23 protein-coding genes are annotated in these 19,438 nt (G+C 47.3%); 9 read left to right on the top strand and 14 right to left on the bottom strand.

The genetic code is table 11. From position 1 onward, the window contains the following. Positions 1-157: 157 nt before the first annotated feature. Positions 158-400, bottom strand: coding sequence for a DUF2584 domain-containing protein (locus WQ57_RS20665; protein WP_046525646.1), 243 nt, complete (start codon positions 398-400; stop codon positions 158-160). A gap of 38 nt (positions 401-438) precedes the next feature. After that, entirely contained in the window at positions 439-1,164 is a 726-nt protein-coding gene (locus tag WQ57_RS20660) for an alpha/beta hydrolase family protein (protein WP_084820339.1), read from the bottom strand. A 176-nt stretch (positions 1,165-1,340) separates the two neighbouring features. On the opposite strand from WQ57_RS20660, the gene WQ57_RS20655 reads away from it, so the two are divergent. From WQ57_RS20655 to WQ57_RS20645, 3 genes are read left to right on the top strand one after another with little or no spacing between them, the layout of a single operon-like run. Further along, positions 1,341-2,336: an ABC transporter substrate-binding protein gene (locus WQ57_RS20655; protein WP_046525644.1), complete on the top strand. Its 996-nt coding sequence runs from the start codon at positions 1,341-1,343 to the stop codon at positions 2,334-2,336. Positions 2,337-2,351: 15 nt separating this feature from the next. After that, complete coding sequence (locus tag WQ57_RS20650; protein WP_046525643.1) at positions 2,352-3,122, top strand: ABC transporter ATP-binding protein; 771 nt, start codon at positions 2,352-2,354, stop codon at positions 3,120-3,122. After that, positions 3,109-3,921: an ABC transporter permease gene (locus WQ57_RS20645; RefSeq protein ID WP_046525642.1), complete on the top strand. Its 813-nt coding sequence runs from the start codon at positions 3,109-3,111 to the stop codon at positions 3,919-3,921. Before WQ57_RS20650 ends, WQ57_RS20645 begins: the two co-directional genes overlap by 14 nt. A 57-nt stretch (positions 3,922-3,978) precedes the next feature. On the opposite strand, the gene ytkD is transcribed toward WQ57_RS20645, so the two are convergent. Together ytkD and WQ57_RS20635 are read right to left on the bottom strand one after the other, a co-directional pair. Continuing rightward, on the bottom strand, positions 3,979-4,452 hold the full coding sequence (gene ytkD, locus WQ57_RS20640) for an RNA deprotection pyrophosphohydrolase (protein ID WP_046525648.1): 474 nt from the start codon (positions 4,450-4,452) through the stop codon (positions 3,979-3,981). A gap of 83 nt (positions 4,453-4,535) precedes the next feature. Beyond that, positions 4,536-4,856, bottom strand: coding sequence for a hypothetical protein (locus WQ57_RS20635; protein WP_046525641.1), 321 nt, complete (start codon positions 4,854-4,856; stop codon positions 4,536-4,538). Positions 4,857-5,078: 222 nt separating this feature from the next. Between WQ57_RS20635 and WQ57_RS20630 the strand changes: the two genes are divergently transcribed. After that, a complete protein-coding gene (locus WQ57_RS20630; RefSeq protein WP_046525640.1) occupies positions 5,079-5,336 on the top strand; it encodes a DUF6154 family protein in 258 nt (85 codons plus the stop codon). 136 nt (positions 5,337-5,472) lie between these two features. Here WQ57_RS20630 and WQ57_RS20625 read toward each other — a convergent pair whose 3' ends face one another. Continuing rightward, positions 5,473-5,910, bottom strand: coding sequence for a Dps family protein (locus tag WQ57_RS20625; RefSeq protein WP_046525639.1), 438 nt, complete (start codon positions 5,908-5,910; stop codon positions 5,473-5,475). A gap of 128 nt (positions 5,911-6,038) precedes the next feature. Here WQ57_RS20625 and ytzI point away from each other — a divergent pair, with 128 nt between their 5' ends. Then, a complete protein-coding gene (gene ytzI, locus WQ57_RS26320) occupies positions 6,039-6,200 on the top strand; it encodes a YtzI protein (RefSeq protein WP_084820338.1) in 162 nt (53 codons plus the stop codon). A gap of 35 nt (positions 6,201-6,235) precedes the next feature. On the opposite strand, the gene WQ57_RS20620 is transcribed toward ytzI, so the two are convergent. Then, on the bottom strand, positions 6,236-6,709 hold the full coding sequence (locus WQ57_RS20620) for an S-ribosylhomocysteine lyase (protein ID WP_046525647.1): 474 nt from the start codon (positions 6,707-6,709) through the stop codon (positions 6,236-6,238). Positions 6,710-6,847: 138 nt separating this feature from the next. Between WQ57_RS20620 and yidD the strand changes: the two genes are divergently transcribed. Continuing rightward, entirely contained in the window at positions 6,848-7,087 is a 240-nt protein-coding gene (gene yidD, locus WQ57_RS20615) for a membrane protein insertion efficiency factor YidD (protein ID WP_420912408.1), read from the top strand. Here yidD and WQ57_RS20610 read toward each other — a convergent pair. After that, positions 7,068-7,631, bottom strand: a complete 564-nt coding sequence (locus tag WQ57_RS20610; RefSeq protein WP_046525637.1) for a beta-class carbonic anhydrase — start codon at positions 7,629-7,631, stop codon at positions 7,068-7,070. The two genes, yidD and WQ57_RS20610, sit on opposite strands and share 20 nt — an antisense overlap. A gap of 188 nt (positions 7,632-7,819) precedes the next feature. On the opposite strand from WQ57_RS20610, the gene WQ57_RS20605 reads away from it, so the two are divergent. Next, positions 7,820-8,890, top strand: coding sequence for a metal ABC transporter solute-binding protein, Zn/Mn family (locus tag WQ57_RS20605; RefSeq protein ID WP_046525636.1), 1,071 nt, complete (start codon positions 7,820-7,822; stop codon positions 8,888-8,890). Between the two features lie 119 nt (positions 8,891-9,009). Continuing rightward, positions 9,010-9,174 (top strand): DUF1540 domain-containing protein, encoded by a 165-nt coding sequence (locus tag WQ57_RS26000; protein WP_064537400.1) that lies wholly within the window; start codon positions 9,010-9,012, stop codon positions 9,172-9,174. 73 nt (positions 9,175-9,247) lie between these two features. Here WQ57_RS26000 and hmpA read toward each other — a convergent pair whose 3' ends face one another. The 7 genes from hmpA to WQ57_RS20570 all read right to left on the bottom strand — a co-directional run bounded on the left by hmpA (position 9,248) and on the right by WQ57_RS20570 (position 18,119). Then, the gene (gene hmpA, locus WQ57_RS20600; protein ID WP_046525635.1) at positions 9,248-10,462 is read right to left on the bottom strand and encodes an NO-inducible flavohemoprotein; all 1,215 of its coding nucleotides are present in this window, start codon (positions 10,460-10,462) and stop codon (positions 9,248-9,250) included. A 155-nt stretch (positions 10,463-10,617) separates the two neighbouring features. Continuing rightward, the gene (gene menC, locus WQ57_RS20595; RefSeq protein ID WP_046525634.1) at positions 10,618-11,724 is read right to left on the bottom strand and encodes an o-succinylbenzoate synthase; all 1,107 of its coding nucleotides are present in this window, start codon (positions 11,722-11,724) and stop codon (positions 10,618-10,620) included. Further along, complete coding sequence (locus WQ57_RS20590) at positions 11,721-13,208, bottom strand: o-succinylbenzoate--CoA ligase (protein ID WP_046525633.1); 1,488 nt, start codon at positions 13,206-13,208, stop codon at positions 11,721-11,723. The genes menC and WQ57_RS20590 overlap by 4 nt, the downstream gene beginning before the upstream one ends. Before the next feature lie 70 nt (positions 13,209-13,278). After that, positions 13,279-14,097, bottom strand: coding sequence for a 1,4-dihydroxy-2-naphthoyl-CoA synthase (gene menB, locus WQ57_RS20585; protein ID WP_046525632.1), 819 nt, complete (start codon positions 14,095-14,097; stop codon positions 13,279-13,281). A 14-nt stretch (positions 14,098-14,111) separates the two neighbouring features. Then, positions 14,112-14,966: a 2-succinyl-6-hydroxy-2,4-cyclohexadiene-1-carboxylate synthase gene (menH, locus tag WQ57_RS20580; RefSeq protein WP_046525631.1), complete on the bottom strand. Its 855-nt coding sequence runs from the start codon at positions 14,964-14,966 to the stop codon at positions 14,112-14,114. Beyond that, positions 14,956-16,713 (bottom strand): 2-succinyl-5-enolpyruvyl-6-hydroxy-3-cyclohexene-1-carboxylic-acid synthase, encoded by a 1,758-nt coding sequence (gene menD, locus WQ57_RS20575; protein ID WP_046525630.1) that lies wholly within the window; start codon positions 16,711-16,713, stop codon positions 14,956-14,958. Before menD ends, menH begins: the two co-directional genes overlap by 11 nt. Further along, positions 16,710-18,119, bottom strand: coding sequence for an isochorismate synthase (locus tag WQ57_RS20570; RefSeq protein ID WP_338151915.1), 1,410 nt, complete (start codon positions 18,117-18,119; stop codon positions 16,710-16,712). The genes menD and WQ57_RS20570 overlap by 4 nt, the downstream gene beginning before the upstream one ends. A 344-nt stretch (positions 18,120-18,463) precedes the next feature. On the opposite strand from WQ57_RS20570, the gene WQ57_RS20565 reads away from it, so the two are divergent. Further along, positions 18,464-19,393 carry a 1,4-dihydroxy-2-naphthoate polyprenyltransferase gene (locus WQ57_RS20565; RefSeq protein ID WP_046525628.1) on the top strand — a complete coding sequence of 310 codons (930 nt, stop codon included), beginning with the start codon at positions 18,464-18,466 and terminating at the stop codon, positions 19,391-19,393. Positions 19,394-19,438: the final 45 nt, after the last annotated feature.

Raw genomic sequence — 19,438 nt, 5'->3', positions numbered from 1 at the left:
CCTGCATTAACGCATTTTCTCCAACCTCGGGAAGACTTTTTGCGCCAAGACCCTGCGTTAACGCAATTTCTCCAACCTCGGGAAGACTTTTTGCGCCAATCTCCACCCAAGCCCAGGGCAAACTTCCCTAAAACAAAAAAAGCGCAACGGCGCTTTTTTAATTGGTCGAATTAAGTGAAACCAGCTGATAGGTCACAAATGTCTCTTTTCCGGACCATTCAAGCTTCTTGATGATTGCTGTTCCGCTAGTGTCGCCTTCAATCGTTTTCTTTACCTCAAGAGGGATATCAATCGGATAGAGCCGGTAACCTTCCTTTACCAGCAGGAACAGGTTCTCTTCCAGCCGCTCTTCCCTTCCTTTAGTGACGATCATGGTATTCAGTTCCAGGGGCATCCCCATACGGCGCACTCCTTCCTAGATTTCTTACCTGTATTTTATCATTGTTGAGACTGGGTTTTCATCCAATTTGTTAAATCTTTTACCACCTGCCTGTTCACAGCCGGCGGGAAGTAATGGGTATATTCATTGAAGTACCAGCTTGTCACCGGTTTCCCAAGATCCTTTAGCCGCTTTTCCAGACGATTGGCATGTTCTACAGAGACATTCGTGTCCTTTCCGCCATGAATGATCAAAACGGGAGCCTCGAGTTTTTCCAGGTCGTAGAGCGGGGTCCTGAAGCGGTAACGGCCGGGGAATTTGGCTGGGGTTCCTCCAATGACCCGCTTCATCATCCTCCTTAAATCCTTCCTCTCCAGATATGTCAGGGCCATATCGCTGACACCTCCCCAGGTCACTACAGAAGCTGCCTCTTTGTAACGAATGGCTGTATAAAGGGCCATGACGCCGCCGCGTGAAAACCCGAACACATGAATCCGGCCCACGTCGGGCAATGACCGCAGCAGTTCAAAAGCCGCAAAGGCATCCTGCCTGTCCTTTCCGGCAAAGTCCTCATTCCCCTCACCTCCCCGATTACCGCGGTAATGCGGAGCAAAGACTATAAAACCTTCTGAAGCAAACTGGGCAATCCGAGCCGGCCTAACCTCGCCGACGCTCTTAATTCCTCCCCGCAAATATAAAAATCCATCATAACAGCCCTTTTCCTTCGGCTGTGCCAGAAGCCCTTTTACTTTTAGACTTCCAGAATAATAGGTGACCACTTCCATCGTGACCTGAGGGTTCGGGGATGGAAACCTATGCCTTGAAATGATTTCTCCGTTCGCTGTCAATGCCTGGCACCTCCTTTTTATACATCAGATTAAATGGGCATTCACACATTTTTGCTCTTTTCCATACGATAATTGTAACACTACCCCAAACCAGCACCAGAGGAGGATTTACAATGAAAAAGTGGTTCAAACGAGCATGGTTACTGCTTCTCACCTTTGCTTTGACGCTTCCCCTTGCTGCCTGCAGCACGGAAAAGGTTCAAACCATCAGGCTGTCCGAGGTGACGCGTTCAATCTTCTACGCCCCTCAATATGTTGCCCTTGCCAAGGGATTCTTTGAAGAAGAAGGGCTGAAAGTGGAGCTGACAACGGCTTGGGGAGGAGACAAGGTCATGACTGCCCTTCTCTCCAATGGCGCGGATGTAGGCCTGGTTGGCTCGGAGACTTCCATTTATGTTTACGCCAGGGGCTCAAATGACCCTGTAATCAATTTTGCCCAGCTGACACAAACAGACGGCACCTTCCTGGTTTCCCGGAACCCAGTGGACAATTTCTCGTGGGAACAGCTAAAAGGGTCAACCTTCCTTGGCCAGCGGAAAGGCGGAATGCCCCAGATGGTTGGCGAGTTTGTGTTAAAGCAGCATGGAATTGACCCACATGCCGATTTAAAACTGATCCAAAATATTGATTTTGCAAACATCTCAAGTGCATTTGCCTCGGGAACAGGCGATTATGTCCAGTTATTTGAACCAACTGCCAGCATTTTTGAAAAAGAAGGCAGGGGCCATATTGTCGCCTCATTTGGAACTGAGTCCGGTTTTGTTCCCTATACGACCTTCATGGCAAAACAAAGCTTCATGAAAAACAATGCCGAGACAGTCGAGAAGTTTACCCGGGCGATTTATAAAGCCCAGCAATGGGTGGAGACGTCACCCCCAGCGGAAGTGGCCGAGGTAATCCAGCCCTATTTTGAGGACACTGGACTGGACATTATCGAGACAGTCATTGAACGCTATAAAAGCCAGGGATCATTTGCGACGGATCCTATCCTTGACGAAGATGAATGGAACAACCTCCAGGACATTATGGATGAAGCAGGCGAACTCCCTGAGTATGTTGAGCATGAAGACCTGGTCAATACAAGCGTTGCCGAAAGCATTTTAAAGTAAGGAAGGGTGCAGCCAATGGACTTTTTAACTCTCAAAGGTATCCAGCATACGTATTTTACCGTATCTTCTGCCACAACTGCCCTTAAGGACATCTCACTTGAGGTCAAGGAAGGCGAATTCGTTTCTTTCCTTGGCCCAAGCGGCTGCGGTAAAACCACTCTCCTTTCCATCATCGCCGGTCTTATCCAGCCAACGAACGGTAAAGTCCTGCTGGAAAATAAACCGGTAAACAGGGCTGAGAATGACATTGGCTATATGCTGCAGCAGGATTACCTATTCCCGTGGAAGACGATAGAGGAAAATATTCTGCTTGGCCTTAAGATAAATCGCAGCCTGGATGACCATAAAAGAGAACAGACCCTGTCACTGCTGCGTCAAATGGGGCTTCAAAATGTCGAAGCAGACTACCCAAAACAGCTTTCCGGCGGCATGCGGCAGCGGGTTGCCCTTGTGAGGACGCTCGCCACTGAACCTAAACTGCTCATGCTTGACGAGCCGTTTTCGGCCCTTGATTTCCAGACGAAACTGAAGCTGGAGGACCTGGTTTCCAATACCCTTAAACGCTTTAACAAAACAGCCATCCTTGTCACGCATGATATCGGGGAAGCCATCGCGATGAGCGACCGGATCATCCTGTTTTCAGCAAGCCCGGGAACCATCCACAAATCCTTTCCCGTTCCTTCCGAACTGAAAAAACGGCCGCCATTCGCAGCGAGGAACCATCCATTGTTCAATGACCTTTTCAATTTGATATGGAAGGAGCTGGAGTCACTTGAACCAGAATAATGAAGTCAAACTGCTGCATGAACACTATTTAAAAGAGCTGAAACGCGAAAAAAGACTGGTCAGGTTTTCCCAGCTTCTCATCTTTATCCTGTTCTTCGCATGCTGGGAAACGGCTAGCAAAAACCAGTGGATCGACCCGCTCCTTTTCAGTTCTCCATCAAGCATTTGGAATCTGTTCATCAGCAAATCCCTTGACGGGTCGCTTGCGGCTAACCTTTCCATCACCCTTTCGGAAACCGTGCTTGGCTTCATTATCGGGACGCTGCTTGGCACATGCCTGGCCGCTCTCCTGTGGTGGTCGCCAATTCTGTCAAAAGTACTTGATCCCTACCTCGTCATTCTCAATGCCATGCCGAAGGTCGCATTAGGGCCGATTCTAATTGTGGCGCTTGGCCCCAATATGGCTTCGATTGTCGCCATGGGTACCCTGGTATCGGTTATTATCACCACCATTGTTGTTTACACTTCCTTTAAGGAAGTAGACCCAAATTTTATAAAAGTGCTGCAAACCTTCGGGGCAACTAGGCGGCAATGTTTCAAGGAAGCTATTCTTCCGGCCTCTTTTCCGACCATCATTTCAACTTTAAAGGTGAATGTTGGCCTTTCCTGGGTCGGTGTTATTGTAGGAGAGTTTTTGGTGTCTGCCAAGGGCCTTGGATATATGATCATCTACGGCTTTCAGGTGTTCGATTTCACCCTGGTCCTTCTTTCCCTGCTTGTCATTGCCGTTTTTGCCACCCTCATGTACCAGCTGGTCGAATTGCTGGAAAAGAAGCTTGTGAAAAATGGCTCACGTTAAGCTGAAGCCTCGAATCCTTTTTCAGCCCTTGGACAGAATGAACAACAAACGGCCGGTTTAAACCAACCCGGCCGTTTCTATCTGGCGAAGGCTCAGTTTCACGACATCGTCCTTCATAATAAAGCTGTAATGGTCTTTGAAACGCTGTGCAAGAAGATCCTCTTCCTCCACTACAGGTCCATATGTTTCAAAATAATCCTCTTTCTGTTCACAAAAGGCAATTCGGGCAAAATAAATCCGCTTTATAAAACTTGACTCTGTTCCCATCACCCTATATTCGCCGATGAAATCCAGGGAAGTTACTTTCCCTCCCGTTTCTTCCATTACTTCACGGATTGCAGCCTGCTGTGGTGTTTCTCCCCTCTCTCTTTTTCCGCCGGGAAACTCCCAGCCCCTTTTTTTATGGCGAGTCAGCAGCCACTTTCCTTCCAGCCTGCAAATGACAAATAGGTGGTCAGGTTCGCGGCCAAAGGCATTTTCTTCAAAGGCCAGCGAAACATCAGCGCCATGAAAATCTCGAAAATGAAACATGGAATCCCCCGCTAAATGAATATTCTCCTTTTCATGATTATACAATGAATGGAGACTAAAAGCAGGTATCCATCTTTTCGCATTCATTTGGAAGGCAAAATCCCCATGCTCTCAATATGCTTTTTTGCTTCCTGGTCTCCCAGCTGGTGAATCATCGCATAAATACGCTTGAGACTCGCATCCTGCTCATCGTTCTGCCGGTCATGATGGTATTCGAGAAAAGGAACATGGGCGCGGAGAAAATTTTCAACGCCTGAGCTGTGGCTGCAATCAAATTCCTCCCTTAGCCTAGTAATTTCCTCATCATTTGCCTGTATTTGAAAGTTCCATGTAGAGGCAGTCCGACTTTGGGAAATCTCACCGCTCGCAACATCGATATAGTACGTTTTCCTGCTTTCCGCCATGAACATTCACTCCTTTTTTATGAGTTTCCCCCGCCTTGCTGTTAAATACTCTCCACAAAACGAAAGATATATTATTGACAGTGCTCTATTCATGGTAAAATAAAATCAAGAACACAACTGGCTGCCCCGGCATAGGAATAAATTGTCGAGCGAAGGGTATCTACTAATATAAATCAACCAAAAGTAAATGGATAAACCATATGAAGGAAAGGGGTGAAAGTGATGAAGCTGATCGATGAGCTTTATGAAATGTACCGTCATAAACTGACTGGGGACGAAGAGGATATTGATATGCTTGCCTTCGCATTCCTGGAGGAAATGAGCCGCGAGGACCTGCTGCATATCATCAAGGATATGGATAAACAGGAGCTGTATGATCTGATGGGAATATACCTGATCGAGAGCCTGAAAGGCAAGTTCGCCCAGGAGGAATATGGCCAGCACAGGGCACCTTTCTTTCAATCACGCAATATCCATTGATTGCTAATACATAGACCCGGCCTCCATTCAGCCGGGTTTTTTTGCTGGGAAAAGCGCCAGGCTCCTTGATCTTCCCCCGCGGTCGTTAGGGCTGGCATAAACAAAACCTGCAAATGATTCCATTTGCAGGCTTTGTTTATCCAAGATACGCTTTGAACATCCATAGATGCTTTCTCACGCTCTTTTTAACGCCAAGAAGCATGTCTGCTGTGCCTTCATCCTCGACTTGCTGGGCAAGTTCAATCCCTGCCTGGAGCTCGTCGGCGATCTTTGAAAAGTCGCTGCTGAGAGACCTGACCATATCTTCCTCGTTTTCACTACCGGTTGCTTCTTCAATGGAAGAAATCTCAAGGCACTCTTTCAGGGTACCAACTGGTTTGCCCTCAAGCGCAAGAATCCGTTCCGCAAATTCATCAATGATGATTGCTGCCTCGTTGTACAGCTCCTCGAATTTGGTGTGCAGAGTGAAAAAATGCGGACCTGTTACATACCAATGGTAATTATGCAATTTAGTGTAGAGAACCGTCCAGTTGGCTACTTGCTGGTTAACACTTTGTATAAGTTCTGTTGACATTTGATCATCCTCCTCCAATTTTATATTCCCCAATGGCTGACAGCCCAAAACATGCTAACCTGTTTTCGATGATGGTAAACCATAAAAAGAACATGATACAATCATTTTGAGGCAAAGGAGGATTTATTATGTATATCGTTTTGATTCTCTCGGTCATTATCGTTTTGATTGTCCTAGTTCTTGCCGTTGGGACCACATCAAAGGCCTATGGGTACAAGCACACTGTCGACTCCCTCGAGGACAATCCCCACATTAACCCGACAGAAGGGCAGGAAAAAGAAAAAAAGTAAAACGAAGCCGTTCTTGGCGGCTTCGTTTTATAGGCTTAAGCAAAAACCTGCTTAAGATCATCTTTGCTTTGGGAAAGCCAGAAACGCATCAGCTTTTTGGCTCCTTCCAGATCATGCAGCTTTGCCTGTCCGCACTGCTTCTCATTCGCAGCCGGAATTTCCGTTACTTCGACACCAGCTTTCATCGTATCTTCCATTAAATCGATGATTTCCTCGACGGATGGTGTGCCGCTGACAACAAGATAATAGCCTGTCTGGCAGCCCATTGGTGAAATATCAATAATATTGAAATGGCTGTATTTTTCAGCATGCTCGCGGATATTGAAGGCAAGCAAATGCTCCAGCGTATGAATGGTATCAGGTTTCATTGCCTGTTTATTGGGCTGGCAGAAACGGATATCATATTTATTGACTACACCGTCGCTTCCTACTTTGTGGACACCGCAATGTCTCACATAAGGAGCTTTAACGGCATTATGGTCAAGTTCAAAACTTTCCACTGAAGGCATGGATGAATCACTCCCTTTAATTTCTTCTTTCATCATACATGAATTGCCAGCAAATTTCAGCTGGAAAGGACTTTCCATGGAATGTCCCCAGATGATACACTCAAACAAAAGGAGACGATAGGATTGCTGAAAAGAGCGATGCTTGGCATCATCCGGTTTTATCAGGTCGCAATCTCACCGTTAAAACCGCCGACTTGCCGCTTTTATCCAACCTGCTCCCATTATGGCATGGAAGCAGTAACAAGATTTGGCGCCTTAAAAGGCGGCTTGCTTACCTTAAGGCGCCTCATGAAATGCCACCCATTCCATCCAGGCGGGTTCGACTATGTACCCGAGGAATGGCAATCAAAGAAAAAAATTAAGCATCATACCCATTGATGACGAGGTCCAGCTTCCCTGTAGCAGGATCGATAACCAGTCCATGCACTGGTACATCGCTCGGCATCAATGGGTGCTTTTTAATGACATCCACGCTGTGAGCGACACTGTCCGTGACATTATCAAAGCCGTGGAGCCATTCATCTACATTGATTCCAGAATAATTTAGGGTTTCAAAAATGGTGTCTTCTATTCCCCGCTTGCGCATTTCATCAAGCATAATATCCGACTTCATTCCGCTCATACCGCAGTCATGATGCCCGATGACCATCACTTCTTTAGCCTGCAGCTGGTAGACCGCCACAAGCAGGCTTCTCATAATGCTTCCAAAAGGATGGGTCACAAGCGCGCCTGCATTTTTTACAATCTTTACATCCCCATTGGAAACATTCATTGCCTTTGGCAGCAGCTCAAGCAGTCTTGTATCCATGCAAGTCAGGATTACCGCCTTTTTATTGGGAAACTTTGTTGTTTCAAATGCCTCATACTTTTTGTCTGCAACAAATTTTTCATTATAATCCAGAATATTGTCAAGTAACTTCATAATAACCACCTTTGTCATAGTATTTTAAAATAAGGATACAGCAAACATCTTCCTGCAACAATTATTTACTTGCCTTTTCGGAAATTTTTTTGTAAGATACATAAGGTAAATCGTAATCATTACGTATTGATTATTGTTTTATTGCAAAAATCGTAATCAATCCGATTTAATTATAACTGGAGGTCAAGATGAAGAAAAAACTGTTAATCCTTTTAATCCTAGTCCTTGGAACGGCACTTGCCGGCTGCTCCGAAGGCAATGAAGCGGAAGAAAACAAGAACAAGAACACCAACCCTGAAATGATCCAAGTCTACACAACGGTATATCCTCTTCAATATTTTACCGAAGCCATTGGAGAAGATTATGTCCAAGTGGAAAGCATTTATCCTCCCGGAGCGGATGAGCATACCTTTGAACCATCCCAAAAGGATATGATAAAAATGGCTGATTCCGATTTGTTCATTTATATCGGCCTGGGACTTGAAGGATTTGTTGAAAAGGCTAAGAATACGCTGAAAAATGAACAGGTCGCCATGCTGGCCGCAGGAGAACATATTCAGTTTGACGATACAGAAGAAGCAGCCGGGGATGAACACAGCGAGGATGAGCATGCTCAGGGTGAGGATGAACATGCTGAAGATGAACATGCCCACGGTGAAGATGAGCATGCTGAGGATGAGCATGCCCACGGTGAAGATGAGCCTGCTGAGGATGAGCACGGCCATCACCATGGCGATACCGATCCCCATGTCTGGCTTGACCCTCTGTACTCAAAGCAATTGGCGGAAGCGATAAAGGACCAGTTAATCGAGATGGTACCATCACAAAGAAACCGTTTCGAACAGAATTTCCAGGAGCTTGCGAAACAACTGGATGAACTGCATGCCGATTTTGATCAAACCATCAAGAATGCCAGACACCATGAAGTGATTGTTGCGCATTCCGCTTATGGTTACTGGGAAGAAAGATATGGAATGAAGCAGCTGAGCATTTCAGGATTGTCCACAACGAATGAACCATCCCAAAAAGAATTGCAAACATTGATCAGCCATGGGAAAGAAGAAGGATTGAAATATGTCCTGTTTGAACAGAATTTCGAGTCAAGACTTGCAGAAACCGTTCAAAAAGAGCTGGGAGCAGACGCGCTTTATCTCCATAACCTGTCTGTCCTTACGAATGATGATATTGCAAATGAAGAAACCTACTTTACTTTGATGCAAAAAAACCTTGAAACCCTGGATACGGCCTTAAATAAATAACTCCAGCGTCCCCCCGCTTCCGCGGGGGGACTTTTTCGGTTCCTGAAATTGCTATGGGTAGCCCCAGGGACTTGGTGAACACTAAAAAGGTATCAATCAACGTAAAAGGAGTGATACGCATGGCCAAAGACGTACTTTGTGAAGTAAGCAATTGCACATTTTGGGCTGTTGGAAACCTGTGCAGCGCCGACCGCATTTATGTGGTAAGCCATACCGGCGAGAAGGCTAAAAACAGCCGGGGAACGGACTGTAAAACATTTGAGCCAGCTGACGAATTAAGTTAGGAAAAACGCTGGAGCTGAAAACTGAAAAGAGAGGGCACTTTGGTAAAGTGCCCTCTCTAAACAGGTAATGGTGTTACTCTCCCAAGTCTCCTTTAGGCCCGAAAAATTCATAATGGATTCTTTCACCGGGAACGCCAAGCTCTTTTAATGCAGTATTTACATGCTTCATAAAAGGAACGGGTCCGCAGAAAAAGAAATCTGTTTCGTCAAGTTCGATATTGTCCTTCAACCATTCCTTCGTTACATAGCCCTTGACATCATAGTTAGCCTTTTCCTGGTCTTCCGGAGTCGGATTGTCATAAAAAATCACAGTTTTCACATTGCCCTGTGCTGCAGCTGCTGCTGCGTCTTCCCGAAGGGCATGCATCCGGCTATTGGAGGTTGCATGAATGAAGGTCACTTGGCGTTCGGGCTGCAGCGCTGCAACGGTTTTTAGCATGCTGACCATCGGTGTAAGGCCGACTCCTCCGCTAAGCAGTACCAGCGGCGTCTTATCATCAGTGTTTACCACAAAGTCTCCCGCCGGCGCGCTGACAGGAAGCTTGTCTCCTTCCTCCACTGAATCATGGAGATAATTTGATACTATTCCATCCGGATGATCGGGATTGGACTCGCGCTTGACACTTATTCGGTAATAATCCTTCCGCGGAGCGTCGGAAAGACTGTATTGGCGGATATGGGTATTCTCCTGGCCGGATATTTCAAGCTTTACGCTGATATACTGCCCTGGTGTGAATTCAGGCAGATCCTTGCCGTCTTCCGGTGTTAGATAGAAGGATGTAATCACATCACTTTCTTTAACTTTCCTTGCCACCTCAAAGTTCTTAAAACCTTTCCAGCCTCCCTGCTGGTTCTCTGCTTGATCATACATTTCTGCTTCAACACTGATGAAAGCATCAGCGATTACTTGATAAGCCTCTCCCCAGGCTCCAAGAATCTCGTCCGTGGCAGCATCGCCCAGGACATCCTTAATCGCAGCTAACAGATGGGTTCCCACAATCGGATAGTGTTCGGGCAGGATTCCCAAACTTCGGTGCTTATGGGCAATTTGCCTGACAGCCGGAAGAATGGCCTCGAGATTATCTATGTATTTCGCAGCGGCATAAACCGCAGAGGCCAGTGCTCTTTGCTGCCTTCCCTGCTTTTGGTTGGCATGATTAAAAATGTTCAGCAGTTCTGGATGGGCGGCAAACATCTGCTGATAAAATACAGTCGTAATTTTTTCTCCATGCTCTTCAAGTACCGGCACTGTAGATTTAATGACTTCAATGGTTTTCATATCCAACATTCTAAACACTCCTTAGGTTGTATGTTTCCAATATTCTCATGGTGATTATAATGGATTGTAAGAAGTATTGTAGTGATTTAAATCACAGTCAGCGAAAAACAAAAAGAAAAGACGGACTGCCTATGAGCAGACCGCCATTATCTTAAAGTGCGCAGCTAGAAGGCAAAAGTCTCTTCCTTCACTGTCACTTCCCGAAGTCTTTTTTCATTTATATCGTATCCAATTCCTGCACTTCGGGAAATCTCAATCTCTCCATTGTTCACCTTAATTTCCGGTGTGATGATATCCTGAGTCCAATACCTGTCAGATCCGGAAATATCGCCAGGGATGGTAAAGCCTGGCAGGGAAGCCAGCGCAATATTATGGGCACGCGAGATTCCAAATTCTATCATCCCCCCGCACCATACAGGGATATTCCTCTCGTAGCAGTAATCGTGGATTTTCATCGCTTCGAGAAGGCCTCCTACGCGACCAATTTTTATGTTGATCACCCGGCAGCTGCCTAATTCCACAGCCCTTCTGGCGTCTTCAAGGCTACCAATGCTTTCATCCAGGCAGATTGGCGTGGAAAGCTGCCGCTGGAGCTTGGCATGATCAATGATATCATCGTGCGCTAGCGGCTGTTCGAGCATCAGAAGCCCAAATTCGTCAAGTGCCTTCAGCCTCCCGACATCCTCAAGCGAATAAGCCGAATTGGCATCGGCCATTAAATCAAGGCCGGGAAACCTGTTTCGAAGCTCTGAAACAAGCTTCAAGTCATTATCTGGAGAAATCTTTATTTTTACCCTTTTATATCCATCTCTTACGTATGCTTCCGTCTGCCTCACAGCCTCTTCCGTCGTGGGCGCAGCAACCACTACCCCCGAAGGAATGCTTTCCCGCACACTTCCAAGCAGTCTCGAGAGGGGACGGTGATCACGCTTAGCCTGCAAGTCCCACAAGGCCGTCTCAACGGCTGCTTTCGCCATATGATTCCCCCGGTACTTCTTAAAAGCCTCAGCTGCCTCTACAGGAGTGCTGATTCCATGGCGTTTCAGCTCGGGTATAAAAAAATCCTTAAGCATATGCCATGACGTTTTTACCGTTTCTTCCGTGTACCAGGGGGAGGAAAAAGCGACTCCTTCCCCATACCCCCTGAGACCGTCACGGTCCCGGATTTCAACAATTATTGCTTCCCTCTCTAATACTTTTTCAAGGTGTGTCGAAAACGGACTCTTAAGGGGCATTTTAATTATTTTAAGGACGATGCTCGAAATTTTCATTCCCCATCTGCCTTTGCTTTTTCACGAAGTTTTCTTCGCAGCAGTTTTTTAGCCCCGTTTCGGGGAAGCTCGTCCATGAAGGCAATGCTCTTAGGGACTTTGTATTTCGCCAGCCGCTCCAAACAAAGATTAATCAGATCCTTGTCTGTAACGGACGACTCCTCCCTTTTGACAATGAAAGCTGCTGGAACCTGTCCCCAAGTGGGATCCTCCATTCCTACGACTCCTGCATCGATTATGCCGGGATGCGACAGCAGGACACCCTCTATTTCAGCAGGATAGATATTCTCCCCGCCTGAGATGATCAAATCGGAACGACGGTCCAGCACATAAAGAAAACCTTGGCTGTCGATATAGCCAATATCGCCAGTATGTAGCCAGCCCTCACGGATATTCGCTTGTGTTTCCTGCTCACGGTGCAAATACCCCTGGGTGACATTCGGACCTTTTACAAGGATTTCCCCCTCCGCCATGCAAGGGAGCTCATTCCCTTGTTCATCAGCTATCATAATCTGGTTTGGAAATAACGCCTTTCCTGCAGATCCAAGTTTGGAAAGGCTGTACTCGGGAGAAAGGGTGGCAAATTGCGAAGATGTTTCTGTCATGCCAAAGGACTGGTAGACCGGAATCCCTTTTTGCCTGCATTTTTCAAGCATTGCAATTGGAGCCGGCCCGCCGCCAAGCAGAAAACACCGGAAAAAGGGCGGGAGTTTGTCCTGGCCTAGTTCTTCAACGGTTTTCTGAAGCATAGTAGAGACCACAGACATAATCGTTGTGTTATATTTTTCGATATCCACCAGCACCTTTTTCTCATCAAAACTGCTATGCAGCACAATGCCCATTCCGTAGATCAGGCTCCGCATCAAAATGGAATATCCGCTAATATGGAAAATCGGCACGGCGCAAAGCCAGCGGTCCTCCTCCCTCAACCCGAGATTCAAAGCGGAAGCGGTCGCACTCCACCAGTGATTGCCATAGGTTTGCATAACCCCTTTTGGCTGACCCGTTGTTCCTGACGTGTACATGATAGTGGTTACATCACCAAGGGAATACTCCTCCTGAATTGCGGGCTCTGTCCCAGGCTTGGAAAACAGCTCTTCCTTCGTAAAAATCGGCTTTTTGAAAGAATGGCCAATTTCTTGGTTCTGCCTGGAAAAGCGTTGTTCTGTTACCAGAAGTGCTGCCCGTGAGTCTTCGAGCTGCCAGGTTAGTTCCTTTGCCGTAAGCCGATTGTTCAAGATGATCGTTCTGGCCCCAATCATTTGCAAAGCGTAGAGAATGATGGCCGAATCCTTATGGTTTGAGAGCAGCACCGCTGCCAGGGAGCCTTTTCCCACCCCAACCCCGGCAAGCTGTGCAGCCGTCCTTAAAGAGGAATCATAAATTTGTTTAAAAGTATAATGCTGGCCTTCGAATATGATGGCAGTGCGATCGGGAGTCAAGCTTGCTCTTTTCTTCAGCCAGTTTGGAATTAATTGCTCCATTTGTGTCCTCCCTCCAATATGAAAAGAGCTTGATGGAGGTCCATCAAGCTGCATGGTTATTAAAAGAAACTCAAGGGAAACGCGGGAACTGGCCAAAATCAGGCTTACGCTTTTCCTTGAAGGCATTGCGCCCTTCTTTTGCTTCTTCCGTTGTATAGTAAAGCAGCGTTGCATCCCCGGCAAATTGCTGGATTCCAGCAAGGCCGTCTGTATCGGCATTCATGGCGGCCTTCAGGAAGCGGAGTGCCGTAGGGCTCTTCTCAAGGATCTCCTCACACCATTTAATCGTTTCTTCTTCGACTTGCTCAAGAGGTACAACAGTATTGACCAGTCCCATGTCCAAAGCTTCCTGGGCATTGTACTGGCGGCACAGGTACCAGATTTCACGGGCCTTCTTGTGTCCGACAATTCTTGCCAGATAACCGGAGCCATATCCTGCATCAAAGCTTCCGACTTTTGGACCTGTTTGGCCGAAGATTGCATTGTCGGCGGCTATTGTTAAATCGCAGACAACATGGAGGACATGCCCGCCTCCGATCGCATATCCTCTTACCATGGCAATGACAGGCTTAGGAATGACACGGATCAGTCGCTGCAGGTCAAGAACATTGAGGCGAGGGATTTGGTCTTCCCCAACATATCCTCCATGACCGCGTACGCTTTGGTCACCGCCGGAACAAAATGCCATGTCCCCGGCACCGGTCAGTACAATAACCCCAATGCTGGAATCGTCCCTTGCGTAAGCAAAGGCATCAATCAGCTCCATCACTGTTTTGGGAGTGAAAGCATTTCGCTTTTCTGGACGATTAATTGTAATTTTTGCGATCCCATTATACGTTTCATAAATAATCTCTTCGTATGAACGTTCAGAAACCCATTCTACCGCCATATAAAATCCTCCTTTTATGTATCAATCGGTGGTTCTTCTATCGTATGACTATTTAAGCCATATTCATTCGACAAAAACCTACTTACTATTGTACCAAATTTTTCAGGTTCTTCCACATGAATTGCATGTCCTGCCTCTTCAATACACCTATATTCCGCATGCGGAATGCTCGCTGCCATCTCCTGCCCAATCAGGCAGAACTTTGGGTCAAGCTTCCCTGTCAGGATCAGGGTATCACAAGAAAGCTGCCCAAGCCTGTCCCACCAGCTGGGCTGTGATCCCGTCCCCATTCCTGCAAGGCTGTTGGCAAGACCTTCTGGCTTGTTTTGCAGGCGCTGCCTTCTTATATTTGCCCTAGCTTCGGCAGGAAGATTCCGTTGGGATCGAAATAGGGGAATGCCTTCCCAATACTCGACGAACACTGCCAGGCCATCCTCCAGGATTCTTGTGGCAAGCTGTTGATCCTGTTTCCTGCGCGCCTGCCTTTCTTCCTCAGTCCTTAACCCCGGTGAAGTGCTTTCAAGGACCAGCTTCCTCACTTTTTCCGGATAAAGGATGGCAAATGTGATGGCCAGCCTTCCACCCATGGAATAGCCAAGGAGATCGGTTTGCGCAATATCCAGCTTATCGAGTAGTTCCTTTATGTCTGCTGCCGCCTTCAAGATGCAGTAACGCCCGCTGTCCGGAGGCGAATCTGTCCTCCCATGTCCAATCAAATCCGGCATGATTAATTCCGAATTGGCCCCAAAGTATGAGTGAAACGGCCTCCAATTTTCCCCTGAACCTGTAAAACCATGCAAAAGAAGCAGCGGAAAACCTGCGCCGCTTCTTGCAAAATGGTAGACGACTCCATTAAGTTCAAGCTTCATTATCCAGTCCCTCGATGGTAAGGACTATTTCCCGGGAAACAGATTTCCACAAATTCCGATGCTCGGACAGGTTTCTGTCCCGTTCTGTCGAAATTTCGATTACCTTGAGCCCCGGCTCATCCTTCAGCTCCGCAAAAGCCTGGTGGAAATGATCCCAGTCAGTTACCGGCACATAGGAACCGCCGTACATTTCAATAGCATGGCTGAAATCCAGGTCAAGCGGGGTTCCAAATAACCTCTCAAAATGTTTTGGATGCTCCGCCTGAGGCAGGAAGGAAAAGATGCCGCCTCCATTATTATTGACCAGAAAAATCGTTATGTTCAGCTTATATAGCTTTGCCGCAATCAATCCATTCAAATCATGGAAAAACGTAAGGTCTCCAAGGACCAGGTAAAGAGGTTCTTTCATGACAGCAGCTGATCCGAGTGCCGTCGAGACAATGCCGTCAATGCCATTGGCTCCCCTGTTTGCCAGGACCCTGATTTGTTTCTCGGTGTGAAAAAAGAAAGTGTCCAAGTCGCGAATGGGCATACTGTTTCCTACAAACAAGGCCGCTTGGTGTGGAAGCAGGTCTGCAAGCAAACAGAAGAGCTTACCTTCACTCAATTCAGGGACATCACGAATTTCTGCCAATTGTTCTTTTGCGCGCTGATTGACAGTTTGCCATTTCCCGACATAATCATAGTTGTTGCTTTTATCAAGACGGGATGCAAGCTGCTGGCAAAACACTGATTCATCACAATAGACCATCTCGGTGGCCGAAATCAGAGGGTCACGCCAGCCGCTGCCTCCATCGACGACTATTTGCCTCGCCTGGCGGTTTTCTTTTATGAAGAGTGACAATGCCTTCGAAACCGGCATTGCCCCAAAGCGGAGAATCAATTTCGGCTCCAGGAATTTCCTGGCTCCAGGAATTCGCAAAATGGTATCGTAAGCATCAATAATCATACCCTTGTCATGGCTTCCGCTCCTTAACTGTGAAAGAGGGTCGGCAAGGATAGGATATTGAAGCTTCTCTGCCAGGTGAATAACCGCTTCGGTGAACCGTTCATCCTCCATCGGGCCGCACACAATCACCCCAGGCCCATTTCCGGCGGCTGATGCGAGCGCTTCCAGGGTGCTTTCATCCAGTGAGAGTTCACCCTGCTGGATATTTACATATCGTTCTTTCCGTTCGGAAAACTCGAACAGGGAATCTTCCAGAGCCGGAATCAAAGGCTCGCGGACCGGGAAGTTCAAATGAACAGGTCCCGCCGGCTGCCTCATCGCTGTGGCTGCTGCCCTGGCACAGACCGTACGAGCATATCTGGCCATCTCGTCTCCGCCATCAGGCGGAGACATTTCGACAAACCACTTGACGTTATGGCCGTAAAGATGAATCTGGTCTATTGCTTGCGGAGCGCCGACATCCCGCAGCTCATGCGGCCGGTCGGCCGTAAGGACCATCAATGGAATCCTTGAAATGCCGGCTTCGATGATCGCAGGATAGTAGTTGGCCGCCGCCGTACCGGAAGTACAGAGAATCGCCACCGGCTTCCTGGCTGCCTTGGCTATACCAAGCGCAAAAAAAGCAGCCGAACGCTCATCAACATGGACATGCAGATTCAGCCCAGGGTGCTCCGCCATAACCATGGCAATTGGCGTCGATCTTGATCCAGGACTGACAACCACCTCGGTAATTCCCGAGTTCACCATCTCTCCTACAAATGCAGCTAGATATTTCGTCAATGCTTGCTGATGATTCACTGTTTTATTCCCCCAAGCGCTGCCAGCATCGGCCGGAACTTGATACTGGTTTCTGTATATTCACTTTCCGCATCCGAATCAGCCACAATGCCGCATCCGGCAAACAAGGAAGCTTCACTAGCCTGAATGAGGGCAGACCGGATGGCAACGGCAAACTCACCGTTTCCTAGATGGTCAAGCCAGCCAATTGGCGAAGCATACAGCCCGCGGTCAAGTATTTCAATTTCACGTATTTTCTCTACAGCCTTCTCCTTCGGAAGGCCGCCCAAAGCCGGAGTCGGGTGCAGCCTGTCCACCAGGTCAAGAATGGACGTTCCTGCCCTGTTTTCTCCGGTTACCGGGGTATACAGATGCTGGATATATTTCATTTTCATCAGCTTCGGTCCGTCCGGCAGGACTACTCTGTCACAGGTTTCCTGCATTGCTTCCTTAATCATCTCGACTACATACTGATGTTCAATCAGATTTTTCTGGTCTTCCAGCAATACCTTGCCAAGCTGTCTGTCTTCTTCAGGGGTTTTCCCCCTGGGTATGGAGCCGGCTACGCAGGCGGAAAATACCTTTTCGCCCTCTTTTTTTACAAGCCTTTCCGGGGAAGCCCCAATGAAGCAGTCTCCGTTGGCTTCAAAAGCAAAGATGAAGCTTTCTCTCTGTTGTTCTGTTAATCGTTGCAGGACTCCTTCAACGGCTACATCCTGATCAAACTGCAGCCTTAATTCCCTTGCCAGCACAACCTTTTTAAGACCGCTGTTTTCGAGCGACTCCACCAAATCCTTGACGGACTGCTTCCATTCTTCAGGCTGTATTTCCCTAAGGGCTTCCAGGTTAGGCAGGGAATACTCCTGTTCCCTGACCGCAGCAGCTAATATAGCCTGCCGCTCTTCACTTATTTTGTCAAACAGGCTGGCATCATCGTGCTGGGTACATACTACATTTGTTGTAAAATAGGCCTCGTCCTCCAGGACGGTAAGCATAAAGGCAGGTATATGGAAATGAGATTGTGAAAACTTTGACCATAAGCCCGTTTTATCCTTTAAAGGGTCAAAAGAAAAACCTCCAAACATGGCAGGTCCGGACCCAGGCACGTCCTGTTTTCCTGCCAGCACGGCGGTTTCAATAAACTGCTTCCACTCTTTTTCTATGTGTACGAAACGGCCGGAAGCCTTGTCGCATTGTATCTGCCTGACTACTCCAACTCCGGCAAGCTTATATGTTCCATGCGGATCCTGCCAAAAAAACCTTTCACCTAAAAAGCGGCTGCGCCCTGCGGCAAAGAAATGGAAAGAATCCAGCCTATCGATTTTCTGAACTTCGCTTACCAATACAGATTGAGATAGCTCTTTAGCCCGTCCAATTGCTGCAACAATTCCTTGCCTCAACTCAGTATCTTGAATGGTAACCAACATAATCCCCCCAATAACAGCCTCTCATCTGTTATTATACGATGTCAAACTTATTTTAAGATACACTTCCTCATTGCCATTGTCAATTAAAGGCCCTGCAGGCTAAAACCTACTTTTATCCTTATTATATATTTCACTTATTCCCTAATCATAAGCAGGAAGAAAGCAGGGAAAAACATCCATGTTAACCTGGAACTATTCATTGACAGAGTCTGCTCCAAATCCTACACTTTATATTGTAGTGAAAATCCTTTTAAGGTTCATCTCTGATTTTGACAGATTGAAGACTTTTTGTTACGATATATAGGTTTGTTTATAACAATATCATAAGGGAGAGAATTGGAATTATGCAAACACCTCTTCAACCTGGCACTGCGCCTATAGCCAGAGACCAAGGTCTTCAAAAATGGTGGCAGCTGACAAGGCCGCATACATTGACGGCCGCGTTTGCCCCCGTCCTGCTTGGTACGGCACTGGCAATCGAAGTGACAGATATCAACATGCTGCTTTTTCTCGCAATGCTGATCGCAAGCCTGTTAATTCAGGCAGCGACCAATATGTTTAATGAATATTATGATTACAAGCGCGGCCTTGATACGGAAGATTCCATCGGGATCGGCGGAGCCATTGTCCGCAATGGCATAAAGCCTGGAACGGTTCTGGGGCTTGCCCTTGGCCTATATGGCATCTCCATCCTGATCGGGATTTATATCTGCATGAACACAAGCTGGTGGCTTGCGGCTGTCGGGCTTGTCAGCATGCTGATTGGCTACCTTTACACCGGGGGGCCCTGGCCAATTGCCTATACTCCGTTCGGTGAGCTTTTTGCCGGCTTTTTCATGGGAATGCTGATTATTCTGATCGCCTTTTACATCCAGACTGGCACAGTGACGGCGACTAGCGTAATCGTTGCCCTGCCAAGTTTCATACTCGTAGGTGCCATCCTGTTGGCGAACAATATCCGTGATTTTGACGGCGACAAAGAGTTTGGGCGAAAAACACTTGCCATCCTGGTCGGGAAGAAGAATGCCGTCAAGCTGCTGGCTGGCATGTTCATCGTTTCCTATCTTTGGATCCTGGTTCTCATCCTGGCTGGAACCCTTACCCCGTGGCTTGCTCTTGCAGCCCTCAGCCTTCCAAAGGCAAAGGCGGCTATCGAGGGATTCAGGCTTGGAAGCAATCCACTTGAAATGATGCCGGCCATGAAAGCCACAGCCCAGACGAATACCATTTTCGCCCTGCTTTTATCGATTGGCTTATTTATCAGCTATCTTTAATGGACAAGACCTCTGCCATTCCGGCGGAGGTTTTTTTGGCTTCAA

Origin of the sequence: Mesobacillus campisalis (assembly GCF_000986785.1) — a bacterium.
Lineage (GTDB): Bacteria > Bacillota > Bacilli > Bacillales > Cytobacillaceae > Mesobacillus_B > Mesobacillus_B campisalis.
This window is presented reverse-complemented; position numbering and strand designations above follow the sequence as displayed.